This window comes from Bradyrhizobium sp. Kon10, from assembly GCF_055807395.1.
In genome coordinates, this window is record NZ_JBVVOZ010000015.1 from 1 (window position 1) to 15,067 (window position 15,067).

General features: G+C 59.3%; 11 protein-coding genes and 1 pseudogene. 9 read left to right on the top strand and 3 right to left on the bottom strand.

From position 1 onward, the window contains the following. Positions 1–1,292: 1,292 nt before the first annotated feature. Positions 1,293–1,607, bottom strand: a complete 315-nt coding sequence (locus tag AC0L2O_RS21050; RefSeq protein WP_473371037.1) for a hypothetical protein — start codon at positions 1,605–1,607, stop codon at positions 1,293–1,295. A gap of 302 nt (positions 1,608–1,909) precedes the next feature. Between AC0L2O_RS21050 and AC0L2O_RS21055 the strand changes: the two genes are divergently transcribed. The 5 genes and pseudogenes from AC0L2O_RS21055 (at position 1,910) to AC0L2O_RS21075 (ending at position 4,037) form a co-directional block, all read left to right on the top strand. Then, positions 1,910–2,152 carry a hypothetical protein gene (locus tag AC0L2O_RS21055; protein ID WP_473371134.1) on the top strand — a complete coding sequence of 81 codons (243 nt, stop codon included), beginning with the start codon at positions 1,910–1,912 and terminating at the stop codon, positions 2,150–2,152. Next, positions 2,092–2,349, top strand: a complete 258-nt coding sequence (locus AC0L2O_RS21060; protein ID WP_473371135.1) for a DNA ligase-like domain-containing protein — start codon at positions 2,092–2,094, stop codon at positions 2,347–2,349. The genes AC0L2O_RS21055 and AC0L2O_RS21060 overlap by 61 nt, the downstream gene beginning before the upstream one ends. A 696-nt stretch (positions 2,350–3,045) precedes the next feature. Then, positions 3,046–3,397 (top strand): annotated as a pseudogene (locus AC0L2O_RS21065) (hypothetical protein). A gap of 11 nt (positions 3,398–3,408) precedes the next feature. Continuing rightward, positions 3,409–3,561 (top strand): hypothetical protein, encoded by a 153-nt coding sequence (locus AC0L2O_RS21070; protein WP_473371038.1) that lies wholly within the window; start codon positions 3,409–3,411, stop codon positions 3,559–3,561. 344 nt (positions 3,562–3,905) lie between these two features. Further along, positions 3,906–4,037, top strand: a complete 132-nt coding sequence (locus AC0L2O_RS21075; protein WP_473371039.1) for a hypothetical protein — start codon at positions 3,906–3,908, stop codon at positions 4,035–4,037. Positions 4,038–4,210: 173 nt separating this feature from the next. Here the strand turns inward: AC0L2O_RS21075 and AC0L2O_RS21080 are convergent, their stop codons facing one another. Then, positions 4,211–4,387, bottom strand: a complete 177-nt coding sequence (locus AC0L2O_RS21080) for a hypothetical protein (protein ID WP_473371040.1) — start codon at positions 4,385–4,387, stop codon at positions 4,211–4,213. Positions 4,388–6,312: 1,925 nt separating this feature from the next. On the opposite strand from AC0L2O_RS21080, the gene AC0L2O_RS21085 reads away from it, so the two are divergent. The 4 genes from AC0L2O_RS21085 (at position 6,313) to AC0L2O_RS21100 (ending at position 8,583) form a co-directional block, all read left to right on the top strand. Continuing rightward, the gene (locus AC0L2O_RS21085) at positions 6,313–6,807 is read left to right on the top strand and encodes an ATP-dependent DNA ligase (RefSeq protein WP_473371041.1); all 495 of its coding nucleotides are present in this window, start codon (positions 6,313–6,315) and stop codon (positions 6,805–6,807) included. Positions 6,808–7,268: 461 nt separating this feature from the next. Then, entirely contained in the window at positions 7,269–7,844 is a 576-nt protein-coding gene (locus tag AC0L2O_RS21090) for a hypothetical protein (RefSeq protein WP_473371042.1), read from the top strand. Positions 7,845–7,911: 67 nt separating this feature from the next. Further along, positions 7,912–8,355: a hypothetical protein gene (locus tag AC0L2O_RS21095; RefSeq protein ID WP_473371043.1), complete on the top strand. Its 444-nt coding sequence runs from the start codon at positions 7,912–7,914 to the stop codon at positions 8,353–8,355. An 18-nt stretch (positions 8,356–8,373) separates the two neighbouring features. Then, positions 8,374–8,583 (top strand): hypothetical protein, encoded by a 210-nt coding sequence (locus AC0L2O_RS21100; RefSeq protein WP_473371044.1) that lies wholly within the window; start codon positions 8,374–8,376, stop codon positions 8,581–8,583. An 818-nt stretch (positions 8,584–9,401) separates the two neighbouring features. On the opposite strand, the gene AC0L2O_RS21105 is transcribed toward AC0L2O_RS21100, so the two are convergent. Beyond that, on the bottom strand, positions 9,402–14,525 hold the full coding sequence (locus AC0L2O_RS21105; RefSeq protein ID WP_473371045.1) for a hypothetical protein: 5,124 nt from the start codon (positions 14,523–14,525) through the stop codon (positions 9,402–9,404). Positions 14,526–15,067 lie beyond the last annotated feature (542 nt).

Here is a 15,067-nt window from a genome sequence, read left to right on the forward strand (position 1 = left end):
GCTACCAGCAGAGCACGCCGATCAAAGGGGTCCCTTTTGGATGCCGATAGGGGGTCCCAGTCGAACGCCGATTGACATGCGGTCGGGCCGGTTGCCGTGGTTCATCTCTGTGAAGGCCATCCCCAACTCTTCCGCCGTATGCTTCGCCTTGAACTGCTCCCAACCAATCCTGAAGCGGCCCTTCGCTTCATCAAGCGAGCCGGCATCCCCATAAGGCGCCCCCGGAAGTGTCACAACGCAGGTCCACTGCCAGAGCCCGGGCGAGCGTTCGGTGGCGGCCGACTGGCTGCCGGTCCTCGTGGACGGTGTAATCATCCGTGCCGATCTGCCGCAGAGTAAGAGGCATCGTGGTTGCCATTGGCTAGCAACGAACTAAACCTCAGCAGCTGAAATTGTGCCAGCACTTCGGACCTGCTCTGATAGGAAACCGTGTGTTCGGCGGGCCGCTTCTTCTGGTCGGCTCTCCCGGACAGAGCCGGCGGAGCGGCCCCGGCGATACCCCAGCTCCCTTCAACGCCGGGGCAGTCTCTCCGGCCAGAAGACCCGAGAACCGATACGGCCTTAAGGCGGCGTTATGGCGCTCGTTCAGCTAGTGGCATTCTTGCCGGCCTTAGACACGGCTTCGATCAGGACCGGGCACTTTTCATATTCGTTGGCATCGACCTCAACGATACCGCGAAGCTCTCTGCATTCGCCGCCGTCAAAGAACCACTTCGTTCTGCCAACGGCGACGATCACTTTGCATTTGGGGCATGGCACCTGCATCCGCCAAGTATGCACGCAGAGTCGGTCTGTTTCACGGGACGAGAGTAAGCAGGCGCCGGAGTGAACCGGCGCAGGTTAGCGGGAGTTGGCCGAGGCAGCCGACTAGAGGGGCCGGCCGCCACCTGTAGGATGGCACGAAAGTGCCAGTGTGAACCGGCGCCCCCTTGCGCCCAATCACGCAATGCCACTCAGCCACTCTCCAAGCCTGTCAGAAAGGCTGTCCGGTTGCCCGGTGTATTCAACGGTGGTTCAATCTCGCGCCGGCGTTGGTCTCCTCCAAACGGCTGGCAAGGGCGGCCCCGATGCTTTGCTCCTTTGCGTGATCGGGGCCGTTCTCATGCGCACCCCATCAGATCTTTTGCCAGCGTGAACCGGCGGCCAAGCTCCTGGTCCGGACGAAATCATTTTCCGCCCTCGGCGAAATCACCGTGAAACAGAACTGTTCGAATCTAGCGACATCGAATAGCGGGGATCCCAAGATGCTAGTCCTGATGAACCTGATCTGGCGGCGCGCTGCTTACACGATGCTAGCCGGCATGCGGTCCAAGCTCGTCAGGCAATGACGCGAACAGGCCGCCAGCGTAAAGCGGCGTATTTCGTTGCCGTCCGGCGGCGTAGTTCTCTGAGATGGCTGTGCCACCGAAAAATTTCAGGTGACATCTCCGCCCCCGCTTCTGAACGGGTTTCATCTCGCCTGTGCGTTCGACCTGCACGATTTCTTCATGGCCACATCTTGCGCACCGAAACTCAATTTGCAGCGGCTGCAGCTCGTGCGGATGAAGTTGGCCGCATCGGCCAAGGATGACACTTTGGGCAATCACGTCTGGAGAGAGCACAGTCATCTCCAATAGCCTGGAACACCGCCGCTGATTGCCAACGATGTATTTTTCGGATCGTACCGATAAAAACGGCCCCAGCCAATTGGCGGCGGGCTGGGGCCGTGGGGACTCCGGTTCGCAGGGGGCTGGAGGCCGGAGCCCAGAGAGAACGGCGTGCATTTCCGTTTGTTCCCGACTCCCAAAATGCTGTCACGCTCCTATCTTTCGCCCATGCGTATGGCGTACGAGCTCTGCCTGGCCACCCCGGCAAGCAGGTCCCTTCACGACCGGAGTGGATCCATGAGGTGAAGCACGACGGCTACCGGATGCTAGTCATCCGGGAGAATGAGTGCGTGCGGCTGCTCTCGCGCAACGGCACCGATTGGACCAAGCGCTACCCCTGGATCGCCGAGGCCGCGCTGGCACTTTGTGATCGACGGCGAGCCGGTGATTTTGGAAGCACGACCATGAGGTGCAACTTTATGCGTTCGACGTGCTGGCGCTTGGCGTGGACGATCTTCGCTATCTGCCACTGCACGTGCGAAAGACAAACCTGCAGAGACTGCTAGCGCGGCGGCCGGATGGCATCACGGCGGCACCGTTTGAGCGTGGTGAGGTCGGCCCCGACCTATTCCGCGCCGCTTGCCGCATGGGTCTGGAGGGCTTGGTCTCGAAACACCGCGATCGGCCCTACGGCGGAGGCCGACAGAAGCACTGGGTCAAGGTGAAGAACAGGCAACACGCCGCCATCAATCGCGAACTGTAGCCGCGCGGCCTCTTTAACTTCCTCGCGAATCAGATTCGTATGACCTGAGGTGGAGATGAAATTCATTTTCACGGAAGCTGGCGGCAACAAGCCAGCTCGGAAGTGCGATCTTTGCTTACGGCCGATGAGGTTTTTGGGCGAACATGCGAGATCTTGGCTGTTCAGGTGCGAGGATTGCGCTCTTGTCAGCACAGACAATATTCATTCATCCTCCGCAAGCCAGCTTGGAACGGTCTCCTCGCTCGCCGCGTGCTATCTGATGGTTCGCCGCGCGACGCGTGGCATTTAAGTCTCAGGTCTTCGGCTTCGCGCAGGAATCGCGTCAGGCGGTGTTGCCTAGTCTGATCGCCCCCTGTTAGCTGCAGCGGCCGAGCATCCATTGGCCCTGGGGTTGCAGGAGGACCATGGCGCCCGGCCGCCTGGTCGCAGGCGGCTGCGACCAGGCACCATATAAGCGCGAGTCGCTGACAGATTTCGCCTTCTTGCTCCAGCAACACATTAAAATTCTGCAAAAGCCGGCCGCGCGGATCGGGAAGCGTGCGCCACGACACGCCGCCGGTAAGCCTTTGTGAGGAACGGCGTGCTCACTGCGCCGTTGGCTCACTCGCTGGCTTGCCCAAGCCGGCGGAGCGGCCCCGGTCATACCGTCCCATCCCTTCGACGCCGGGCCGTCTCTCCCTGTTCCGGAGTAAGCGTATGCGTTTCTCGCCCTCGATCGTGCCGCTGGATCGCCTCGATCGCGATCGTCTTGGAAGATTTCGGCGTGCGCGCGGGCTGCGCCTGGCGGGAGACGGACGAGCAGGACACGGACTTCGAGACGCTCATCCGCGATCTGCTGTCTGGCCAATACGCCTATCCGGTCCGTATCGTAGCCTTCAATGTGGTCGAGCGCTGGTCTCGCGATGCGACCAGTGAGGTTGCGGACGAGCTGGCCAGGCGCGACATGGGGGACGGCGAGATCGCGCCGGTGCTGCGTGCTTTCATCGAAGCGAACGCCAGCCGCCCTTTTGCTGTCCAACTGGCGCTGCCCCTGCGCGGACCTGCTTGAGCATGGCCCGCATGAACCCCGCCGACAAGATCGAGCAAAGCTATGAGCTCGCCATGATGGCGCTGGCCGACTATCTCGCCCTTGGGAATCCGCCCATGGCCGCGGACCGCACGCCAGTGTGCTGTCAGTCGATCCATTTCCGGAGGGTGGGACGAGTTTTCTAAGGCGCTAGCGATGGCTTTTGGTTTGTATTTCCCTGCCACGGCTTGGAGTGCTCGTGCTCGGCAATCCACTTGACCGCGTCGCCTTCCGTAACAAACCCCTTGATTGCTTCCGTTTCGCCGTCGGGCCACAGAATATCGACACCCCAGCCAAGTCCGGGATTTTTCCGAGCCATGAAAGTTGGTCGCTGCTCGAGCATCCGCCGAATATGCACCTATGGTGCCCAGGTTCAAGCCAGCTATCCTGCCACACCCACACTGGCCACGACGCGCAGTAGCTCGTGCGCGCTCGGAGGCCCAAGCTGTTGACGATTTGACTCGTGCCACGGTCAAGGTTCGATGGCGCCATGACCAAGGCAGAGAACCGCGCGGCTGCAAGAGCCTACCGCGACGAGCAGGAACGGAAGCGCCGCGAACTTGCGCGGGCTGAAGCCGTCAACGCGGATCTGGTCGAGCTCGAGCGGCTTCGGCGTACCTGATGTTCGGCAAGAAGGCAGGCGAACCGGCGCACGAGCTTGTCGACGCTATCGACGACTATGTGCAGAAGCTGACCGGCGATCGCACGATGCTCCACGCGCACAACCATCCCTGCGCATGAGTTGGTCCCGCGCGTTTTCCTTTTGCAGTTCGCGGAGCGGACGGCGGCGGAAAGTCAGTCTTCCGACTGCTCCACCTCCGGCGCGTGGGGGCTGGTTTCGGGGGCCTCTTCGCTCTTGGACGAAAGATCAGCTGCCTTGGAAAGAAGGCCCGCCGCAACGTCTGGACTGGTCGTGGCCTTCGCAAACTTCAATAGCGTTGCTGCTTGGTCCACCAGGTATTTCTTACTCAACACTCGTGGAGTCCTCGTCATTAACCGTGCGATTTATGCCGAGGTGTTTCGTTCCGGGAACTGTTCAAAAATGCACAGAAGGATGGCGCGCCTCCGAAAAGGCGCCTAGTTCATGTTGCGGTGGAGCTTCTCGGCAATCGGCCGCTGCTCGGCAATGTATTCTTGGACGAGCTGCCGACGGCGCGTGACGATCGGGCTGACTTTTGTATGAACTGTTGGCTCCGCTCTATGAGCAGCCGGCTTGCGTTGGACTTTATTCAAGGACAAGCGGCAAGTCCGAGAGTTCCCCGCGCTTCCCAGCGGCTTTAGACAGACCGCGGGTAACGACGATGATCATCACTACGGTTCCAGTCAATACCACCAGCGTCTCCATGTTTGTCCCGCATATAAACTCAGGCAGTCAGGTTGCTGTTCCTAAACGACAGGAACCCATTGCCGGCTATCGGGTTTTCCTGACGCCCTTCCCCAAGGGCGGCCCCGATGGGCCCCAGCTCCATCGTTCCCATTGCCCCGGAGCTGGGGCCATTTTTTTTGCGGCGGGTCGGCCACTGCAAATGCGACAGAGAACTGGCCCGCCAGCGTGAACCGGCATTCCCTCTCGCTACCGGTACGAAGCCATTTCGCACCCCGGCGAAATCCTCCTGAAACAGACGGGGTCAGCGGCATCCAAGACGGGGAAGCCAACATGCGAGTCCTGATGAACCTGATTTGGCGGCGGCTTGCCTACACAGTGCTGATCGGCATGCGGTCCAAGCTCGTCAGACCGTGAGGAGAAAGTCAGGGGGACTGACGCGGCGGGCAAGGACGGCCCCGGCCATCGGGGCTTTTGCGATTCCGGGCCGGGGCCGCTGGAGGTGCTTGGATCTGAGGAGGCCAAGCATCGCGATGCTAGGACAAATCGGTGATCAGCTGTATTCGTTTCGGAGGGAACTTGGCGAGTTGTCCCTCCGGATTCACATGGGCAAATGCAATGCGTAGCTTGCTTCATTCCGAATACTAACGAACGGCAGGGCAATTCGGAGAGTACGATCGTGAATGAGAGCGCGCGTTCACAGTCCAGGTTCTTAATACGGGAGGGAAGCGTGGGCTGGATGGTTTATGATCGAGAACGCAAGGGCCCAGCTCTGATTGAGGCCGGCGGTTGGGCGGCCAACCTTACGAGGGAGGAAGCCGAACGCCTGAAGCTGACGTTGATTGCTGAGGCCTAGCCGCTAGCCGCGGAAATTTCCCCAAAAAAACCGCCGGCATTTGCGCCGACGGGCTATTATGTCCGATCGCGAAAGGGGTGGTTGAGGAACTCTTCCCGCGATCTCTTGAGCATCGACCCTCAATCCTTGAGAAAGTCTTTCGGCTTCCCTCCCTCGCATGCCGTTCCTCGCGCTCGGCTGTATCACCGAAAAATCTCAGGTGACCATCTCCGCCGCTTCTTAACCGGCTTCATCTCGCCTGTGCTTTCGACCTGCGCGGTCTCTTCATGACCACACCTTGCGCACCGAAACTCAATTTGGGGCGACTGGCTTGGCCAGATCGGGCGGATGAAGTTGGCAGGCATCGGCCAAGCATGACAATTCGGGCAAGCACGGAGGACATGATCTGGAGAGAGCACGGGCAGTCATCTCCCAACAGCTGGAACGCCGCCGGTGATTGCCAACGATGCCATTTTGGGATGGTTCCGATAAAAAACGGCCCCTGCGTCGGGGAGGCGCAGGAGCCGGGGATCAAATACTCCGGTTTGCAGGGGGGCTTGAAGCCGGAGCACAGTGAGAACGGGGTGCGTTGCCGTTTGTTCCCGACTCCCAAAATTGCTCTCACGCTCCTATCTTTCGCCCATGCGTATGGCGTACGAGCTCTGCCTGGCGACTGCCGGCAAGCAGGTCCCATCAGGACCGGATTGGATCCACGAGGTAAAGCACGATGGCTATCGGATGCTGGTCATCCGGGAGAACGAGCGCGTGCGGCTGCTCTCGCGCAACGGCACCGATTGGACCAAGCGCTATCCATGGATTGCCGAGGCGGCGCTGAAGAACCGACAGACCCATTTCGTGATCGACGGCGAGGCGGTGATCCTCGGCATCGACGGCGTTTCCGATTTCAACGCGCTGCACTCCCGGAGGCACGACCATGAGGTGCAGCTCTATGCTTTCGACGTGTTGGCGATGGGTGGTGACGATCTTCGCAACCTGCCGCTGCACTTGCGAAAGACAAATCTACAGCGCCTGTTAGCGCGACGGCCGGATGGGATCACGGTGGCGCCGTTCGAGCGCGGCGAGATCGGCCCCGATCTGTACCGCGCCGCCTGCCGAATGGGCCTCGAGGGGTTGGTCTCGAAACACCGCGAGCGGCCATACCGGGGCGGCCGGCAGAAGCATTGGGTCAAGGTGAAGAACCGGAGCCATCCCGCGATGGGACGGGAGCTATAACCCGAACCGCGCCCAAGATCATCGACGCAACGTCCGCTCAATTTCACCGGCTGCCCAGGTCGCTACGATCATCGCGAACCGGAAGCGAGCACGACCAGCGTAGTACCGAAATAAAAATCCACCATTTTCCACCTGCTTGTTTGGGCCACCTTGCCTGTACACGCCGGAGATATCCAAAAATCGGCAAAGTCGTCCGAGACGCGAACCGCTGCGGAAGGGCGCCCCCCTGAGTCGCGGCGACGCAATGGCCGTTCAGAGTAAATATCTGTATAGGAGGCCATTGCCTTTCCGCGCCCGTTCAGGTTGAACCCTGCGAGGAGCTGCAACAATGGATTTGAGTACACTGGTCGGCCCCGCACTTGTCGCGGCGGTTGTGTCGGGGGCGTGACCATCATTGGGCACTACTTGTCGAGCGCGCGTCTCAAGTCATCAATCTCGAAAAGATCACCTCTGAGAAGGAATTGGCCGAACGCAAATTGGAGGCGGAGGCGAGCCTTGCTGAGCGCAGGTTTAGATACGAGCAGAGGCTTCATGACTACCGCCGCACCGTCGAGTTTGGTGAAGATCTTCTCGCATCGTTCTACAAGCTGAAGGATGTTGTTCGCGCCGTTCGCGGTCCATTTTCATTTGGCAATGAAGGCAAAACTCGAGAGCGGCGGCCCCACGAGGCCGAACCTGAAGCTCAGCGCCGAGATGGGTACTACGTTCCGATTGTCCGCCTGCAAAAGGAGATGGACTTTGTATCTGAGCTCCTGAGCAAGAAATACCGGGCGCAAGCCCTATTCGGGACCGATGTTCCGCGCGCATTTGAACTGATAGTGCAGACGCTTAACGCGATTCAATTGGCAAGCAATATGCTCAGGGAAAACGTCGGTCAGCCTCGCAGCGACCCTGAGTTCTGGCGGGAGTTGGAAAAGGATATTTGGGACTTGTCGAAGCCAGACAGCCCTGATCGGCGCTCTCAGGACATCCACGCAGTTGCGATCATTGAGAGCGCGGTGCGCCCCACGCTTGGTGCCCAACCTTCCCAGATGTAGCGGGTGCTGGAGAGCGCCCAAGCGTCAACGGCTGCCGATATATTGGATATGTAAATAGAGGGAATTTATGGGGGGCGAACGGGCCAATTTGCGTGAGTTTGCAGCCATCGCGGGGCTCATCCTCGATCAGCTTTTGGAGCAGCACCCGATTCGGGTGAATATCGACGATTATCCCGTGATGCTGATCATGGGGGTCAATGATCCGACCGCAAAACTAGAATCCGGTCGCATGTTCAAAGAAGTCTTTGGCGCAACGCTGCAATGGCTCAACGAAGAGGATTTTGTACATAGCGCGGGCCTTACTCCGCGCGAACGCCTCCGGTTAACGACCAAGGCACTTGCCGCCCTCAATGCTATGCCGCCGAACTTGGGCGGCAAGTCAATTGGAGACTCGATCGCGGAAGCAAAGGGCGCTGATACGTCCGAGGCGCGGAGCCGGATCGCCACGTTCTTTGGCGATTTTGTAGGCTCAGCGGCCGGGTCTTTCACAAAGTCGGTTGGTTCGGGCTAGCGGCGCGACGAGGAGCCTATGACCGTTTCACGTCTTACCTGGGTTCACGAGGACGGCCAGCAGCTCTGCATTGCTGAGCCGGGGCTCCCCATTCGCGGACATCTAGACCGGGACCCGTACAACGCCGGCACGATCAAGAAGATTGAGACGACGGACGCTGGCGCCGAGGTACATGTGACCGGGCGCGCTCAACCCATTCAGATTTTACGTTCTCAAATCATTCCTTAGGCAACTACTGCACCCCGAAGTTGGCGCGGATCAAGTCCGCACGTCAGCGTCGATATCAACCCGCTGCTGGGCTGCGCCTCCGACTTCAAACTTAATCTCCAATCTATGAACTAGCTCACAATTGCTTCCGTCCGCGGGGGCGCAAAACTCCAGCTTCAGCGGAGCAATTGAATCATGATCTATTCAAATGGAAAGCGCGTTCCGCGGCGCATTGTGATTGCCTGTTTGCTCGTCCTATCCGGAACAGCCTTGGTGATCGTGGCGCCCTCCTATCTGAACTTCCGAACCCATACTGTGGCGGACATGGCGTGCGCTGCTGATGGCTACTGCTGACGGATCGGCAGTCCACCACGAGCGTCGAGCGCGTCACCTTGAAATTTCACTGTAGTGGCGAATATGCGCGAACGTCTTCCGCGCCGGCTTCTTCGGCTTGGGCTTTTTCGCCTACTCAATTCGTGCAAGCTCGGCAGCAACGCTTGAGCCCGCTGATCCAGGCGCTACAAATCTGGCAATTGAAAATCGCAGAACGCGAAGCCTCTCAGTCATCGAAGCATTAATCATTACTGCACCGCGAAATCGGCGCGCCCGAGGTCCGCGTTGTCAGCGTCGAAATCAACCCGCGTCTGGATCTTCATCAAAAGTGTTCAGCCGATTAGAGCGGCTTGCGAAGTCCCCTGCCCTTGGTGTCGGGGGTGGTCGCAAATGGCGCATAGTTGTAGCTTGGCACCGTAGCTAATCACCCAACCCTCAGGACGAGACACGGAAATTGCAGAGCATCCAATGGGTTGGTTGTTCCGGCTCGGAGGAGCGGTGATCCGTTAGTGGCGGCCTCCCCAAATATTCGCCGCGACGCGCTCAACCTGCATTTCAACCTCATGGGCTTCTGCGATTCCCACTGCGACCAGCTGGCCGAGAACGCGGTCGATATGCACTCTTTTTGGATGGGCAGGTGCCAAGAGCGCGGGCTCCTCAAGCATTGTGGCCTCGAACCAAGCAACGACCTTCCGACCGACCCCGAGCGTGCCCCAAAGGCCGACGTCGGAGGGCAATCGCTCGAACCACGCCTCAACCGCCGCGAGCAAGAAATCTAAGTGCCTTGCTCGTGGCGCGACCATCAGCATGTTCATCGTACACAAGGCGACGAAGCTCGTTGGCCCACCGGACAAAAGTCGGCGCATTGGCTCAAGTAATGGGTCCAGCCTATCGGCGACCGCCGGTACGAGATAGCTGCGCGTACTTTGGAACGGGTCATGTGTATTGAGGAGGAGTTTCGCGACGATGCCCCCCGTATCGTAGTCGATCGATAGGTCGCCGGGCGCGTAGTTGTACTGCCAACGTCTCAACGAAATCGCTCGGGCCGCTATCCGTGTGCGCAACTCCACCGGCAGCTGTGGCGTTCGCGATGCCTGGTTAAAGTAGAGGACATCGGCGGCATGCAGGAGCGTCTCAGCGACATGGCAGAACGACTTATCCGGGAGATTCGTGACCTGCCCAAGAAGACCCTCAAAATATTGCGGTTCCCCATCCAACAACACCACGGCGAGTAGCGCATAGAACTCCGCGTTCCATTCGTTGGGCAAATGGTCCACCTCGGCGTTCGGTGGCAGCCCTGAGCCGTTTATTCTGCTGCTCCAGCCGGAGTATGCTTCAACGATCTCGGTAGCCCAGCCCACGCTCTTCCCGGCCGGCTCGTTAAGGAGCCGAAGCCATTTCGCCGCTGACTGGCTTTCGAGATGAACTCCTGCGCCGCCTTCGGCCATTTCCTCGGCAAAGTCCCCGTCGAGCTCCGGCTCCGTATCTCCCGGAACTCGAATCCGATGTGAGTTTCCTACAACCGGCTTCTCGTCTGGAAATGCCGGCCACGCCGGCTCCGCCCCACCGTCAAGCCAATCGATCTCGGCAGCAACGGCTGCCTTTGCGGTCGCGTCGCGCTCCTTCTCGAAGCGCTGCTGCACGGTCTTGTCGTCATTGTAGGGATGCCAGCGCCAGACGCAACCAGTCAACGCCGCGCGCATTGCTGCCTTTAGTAACCTAGCATCCTTGCCCACAATCATGGAAACTGCTGCGGCAAATGCCGGCGCGCAAGTCCCACCCCTATGCGCGGCAAGCGGTACCAATGTGTCGCGATCCGCTTTTAAATTGCGCCTGCGCCAAAGGTGGAGCAGCGTTAGGGTCGCGAGAGCGGAGCGATTGTAGCGCAGGCTTTCGCTGTGGCCGGAACGTCGGTCAGCTTTTTCCTCTAGAGCCAGTCTAATGACTTCCCGTACCCACACTTCATGCGCATCAAGGAGGTCATCGTCGCCATCGCGAGCGACCAGAAGCGCGGTTGCGACCAATCGGGTCGATCGGGATTTCAATGAGTCAGTATCACTACCGTTCGGCACCGCGCCGCTAGCATGCTCGACGGCGTCCCGCGCCGTCTCCAGCGTCGCATGCCCTGTTCCGTCGATAGCAAGCCCAATGCGTGCTTCAATCTCGCTTTCGCGTACCAGGCGAAGTCGGCGAACATCGAGGCTTTCAAGGTGCGCGGCTTCAACCGGCGGCGATCGATAAATGTAGCCTCGTTCAACCTTCTCCCAATTCTCCATATTGAGGACGTTCAGCGCGTAACGCCCCATGAACTCCGGGGTAGCAAAATCGGCGTGCCCATCATACGGCTCAAGCAATTCGACTGCAGCGTGTAAACGATCTCTCAACTTCCGCGCCTCGGTATCGGCGGACAGGAACGCTCGCAGCATGTCCTCAAGCGAGGCATTGCGCGACGGCTTGGCCTGTAAGTCCGCAAGCGTGACACTCCCAGAAGGCTCGACGCCTATCACGAAGCCCCCGCGGCCGCTTCCGTCAAGGGCGCGGCGCTGCCGCTCGACGGCAAGAAGCTCGGGGTTGGCGAGGAAGGGCACCAAGGCCGATCGCGTCGCCGGGAAATGAGATATCAAAACATCTACGGCAACTAGTAGGTACGCGGCGCAACTACCGACCGGGCCGAGAATGTCCCAGAGCACCGCTTCAACTGGCTCACCAGCATCCAGGCGATGATGCCCCCACGCCTCAAGTGCTTTGAGGCCAGACGCTGCCGAATACTCGCGCGCTTGGTCACGGGACCAGAAATAGGTTTGGGTCCAGGGAAAGAAGCGCGGACCATCATCGAATACGACCGTGAACCCGTTCTTGCCTGACTCTCTTGCGCCACTGTGAGATTCGACTGCTGCGCTCACGAGACGCCGCACTAGCGCAAGTCCATGCTCGGGCGACGCGAGAAGAAGATTCAAGAACGGCGGCTGAGCCGGCGAAGCCGGCAGGTAGTGGTCGTCGGCATAGCTGAAGGCGCGGCCATCCGCTGCGCCATAACGAGACTTACGGCCTCGCCTCTCGATGAGGCTATTGACTATCAGCTCGGCCAATTCGGCCGGAGCAGCCAAGACTAACGTTGTACTGAACTGCCGTATCGCCTTAACTTTGTAATTGTCACGCTGCGCGTCAATTTCGCGGAGGTAGGCTTTGGCCTCGTCCGGCGAATGCACGGACATTAGAAGTGCCATGGTCTGGAGATCTTCGACCATTCGACGTCGAACGTCGCTGTCCAACCGCTCAGCGGTCGGGTCCGTAGGAATCGTGACTGTCGCATCCCGCACGTCAAATTGACGCAGCCAATTGAACAGCATGGTCGCGGTTGGCGAAGCCAGCCGGGGCACCGTCAAGAGCAGCTGCAGCTGAATCTGGACGAGATTGACGACGGCGTGGATCGACTGGATCGGTATATTATCCGCGTGGGTCAACACCCAATGGAGCAGCCTGTAGCCTGAGCTGGTCGTGTTAGTGCGAAGCGACTTCGGGAGGGGTTTGTCGATCGCTATCTGCATCGAGGCATAGAGCTCGGCTGTCGATGTAGTCTCCACCGCAGCGATCACCGTTACGAGTTCAACGAAGAGCGCGCCACCACACCTGAGCAACTCATTGCTGGAGCGATCCAGAAGTTCTGTGGCAACTTCGGAGCGAACTATCGCGAGTAGTCCGTGCCTCCGCCAAGAGCTATGCGCTCCCGCCGCGGACAATCTGTTTAGCAGGCTTAACCATTGGGAGCCGTCGCGCGATGTCTCTAAAGCAAAACGCGCGGCGAACTCGATGCCACGCGCGACGCGCGGCGAAGCCGGCACAGTAAGATCGACTCGCGATAGCCTTGCGTGATCCTCGTGGAGTAGATGTCCAATCGCCCAATCTCGAAGGACATCGTGATAGAATCCAAGTTGATCGCGTCTGACCTCGGTGAGTGTCAGCGACCTGATAAGATGCGAGCGAGCGGCAGAATCCTCAATTAGCTCCATTAGGGAACCGCCTGCTAGGCTGATCCCCGCGAGATTGGCAATAATGCGCTGGCCAGCCCTTATGGAGCCGCTGGCCGCGTTATCTGCAGTGGACCACCAATGACTCGCAAGCGACGCCTCGGTCCGAATCTCACCGGATGCCGGTGCTTTGAGAAGCTGCGATAACCTGTAGAGATTGCGTGCGATGCTGCCAGCTGGATGTCCCGGCGCGAGGATCGACCGTAGTTCTGGTGCTTTTTCCGACAGAACTTTCACTTCTTCGTCGTTTAGCTCGCCGACAGCAACGGAACGGACCCCGCCGAACGACGCGATTACATCCTCCGCCATCCAGTCCCCCGCACCGACATCGTCATTGGCACGCGTGGTGGTGAGAATGAGGAAGCCTGGAATGGCTGCGGCATCGCGTAGAAGCTCGTTAACGGTGCGTTGCCTACCTAGATCAGCGAACATCTCTATGCCGTCGACGACAATCAAGGCGCCGCCGGTGACGGCTAAGTCATTGAGAAAATCTCTCGCTAAGCCAGGAACTCCTAATGCCTGCGCAAACCCGAGCCATCCTCCCGCCGGGGTCGAGACCGCATCGAGAACGATCAATTGACCCTCACGCCCGAAGCGCTCAGCCACCAGCCTCAGGATGCCAGATTTCCCGACGCCTGGCCCTCCGCGTAATTGTACAAACCTGTGTCCATCGAGCGCCTCGTTTAGGTTTGCGACCGCTTGATGGCGGGAAAGATTTACCCCCCTTACTGTTGTTCCGATGCCAGCTAGCGTCATCCTGGCCAGATCAGCCAACCGAGCGCGTGCCGATCGGTAGTCTCGATCTCCGGCGAGACGGTACCCGCGCTCCACAAGCTTCAGGCGCAGGTCGTTCCGTCTAATCGAACCTCCAACTTTAGCGATCGCGATCGAAATCTCAATGAGGTCGCTCCAGAGGCTCTCCACGCGCGAGACATCCTCGTCCGCGAGAACCTGTCTCGCCAGCGCAAGAGCCTGGAGGCGCGCAAGTGGCGCCGTCGATTCGAAGTCAAAAACGAGGATCGCGAAGCGCCGGATCAATTTCCAAACAACGTCGTCATCACCGACTGCACCGGCGGCGAGAAGATTCGTCTTAAACGTTGCGACGAAAACGCGCATTGGATCGCTTCCAACGCCCTTGGTCCCAATTCTCTTAAAGAAATCCTTGCCGCTTTCCGCTGCGCGCGCCCACATCAGAACGTCCTGATAAGGGCCAGTGATAGACTTGCTCTGGCGTTGGGTCGCAACAGCCAGCAGATGCCTGTCCTCCGGCACGTTCATCGCTCGACTGCGAGCGGCTTGCGCCACTACTTCTGCGAAAGTCGTATCTTTTGGGGAAAAGGTAATATCCCGCTTGGACTGGATTTCCAACAGCGCGTCGCCGGCCGAACCGGCCCCTTCAACGATCAGGTCATCCAATGCGAAGCCCCGATCGACGCCCTGAAAGTGCACGCCGACTATCTTCACACCCGACATTCCCCGAGCTTCCGTGTCGGCCAGCATTGCCAACAGATAATAGGCACCGAGCTCGCCCTCGATGTAGACTCCAGCGCCACCACGGGAGGCGGGGCTGGATCCCCTCCCCTTATCCTTTTCCTCTGTCATGGCTCGAATGTGAGAACCGACCGACCGTCTGTCAATGGATCGGCACCTTTGGGTCGCGCGGCCTGAACAAGGAATGCGCGCACGCTTTCATCGGTGTCGTTACCTCGGAGAGAAGCGGCGAGACTGTTCAGAACGAGCCCAAGCGAGGCTGCGAATCGGGTGCTGCCTCCGAACTACACCTTCTCGCGGCAGTCTAACGTGCGCGCGAAGTCTATCGGGCGACGTAAAGGAGGCATCCGACCTGCTCACCGTTCGTAAGTGACTTAGTTCCGTAGAGTTATCGCCATTGTCGAGGACGTCTTCCCACTCGATCGCAACAAACCTTCTTTGCAGGCTGCTTAGGCCCCTCTTCCTCTCGGCGGAGCACGGCGACCTATTTTGATGCCTGCAGTGAACCCGTAGTTTTGCGTTGGCTCGTAGCAATTCACCGTAGCTACTCGCGGAATCCCTCTACTCGAAGCCGAATTTGGCACAAAGATCATGCATTTAGGATCGACTGTGTGGAGGAGCCCCGTTCCGCTGCCCCTGGCGGTGGCCGGCAA

Coding starts and splice junctions, on each gene's coding strand:
- AC0L2O_RS21050 (WP_473371037.1), bottom strand. CDS start 1,607: ATGACTGTGCTCTCTCCAGACGTGATTGCCCAAAGTGTCATCCTTGGC.
- AC0L2O_RS21100 (WP_473371044.1), top strand. CDS start 8,374: ATGACCGTTTCACGTCTTACCTGGGTTCACGAGGACGGCCAGCAGCTC.
- AC0L2O_RS21095 (WP_473371043.1), top strand. CDS start 7,912: ATGGGGGGCGAACGGGCCAATTTGCGTGAGTTTGCAGCCATCGCGGGG.
- AC0L2O_RS21105 (WP_473371045.1), bottom strand. CDS start 14,525: ATGACAGAGGAAAAGGATAAGGGGAGGGGATCCAGCCCCGCCTCCCGT.
- AC0L2O_RS21055 (WP_473371134.1), top strand. CDS start 1,910: ATGCTAGTCATCCGGGAGAATGAGTGCGTGCGGCTGCTCTCGCGCAAC.
- AC0L2O_RS21075 (WP_473371039.1), top strand. CDS start 3,906: ATGACCAAGGCAGAGAACCGCGCGGCTGCAAGAGCCTACCGCGACGAG.
- AC0L2O_RS21085 (WP_473371041.1), top strand. CDS start 6,313: ATGCTGGTCATCCGGGAGAACGAGCGCGTGCGGCTGCTCTCGCGCAAC.
- AC0L2O_RS21070 (WP_473371038.1), top strand. CDS start 3,409: ATGAACCCCGCCGACAAGATCGAGCAAAGCTATGAGCTCGCCATGATG.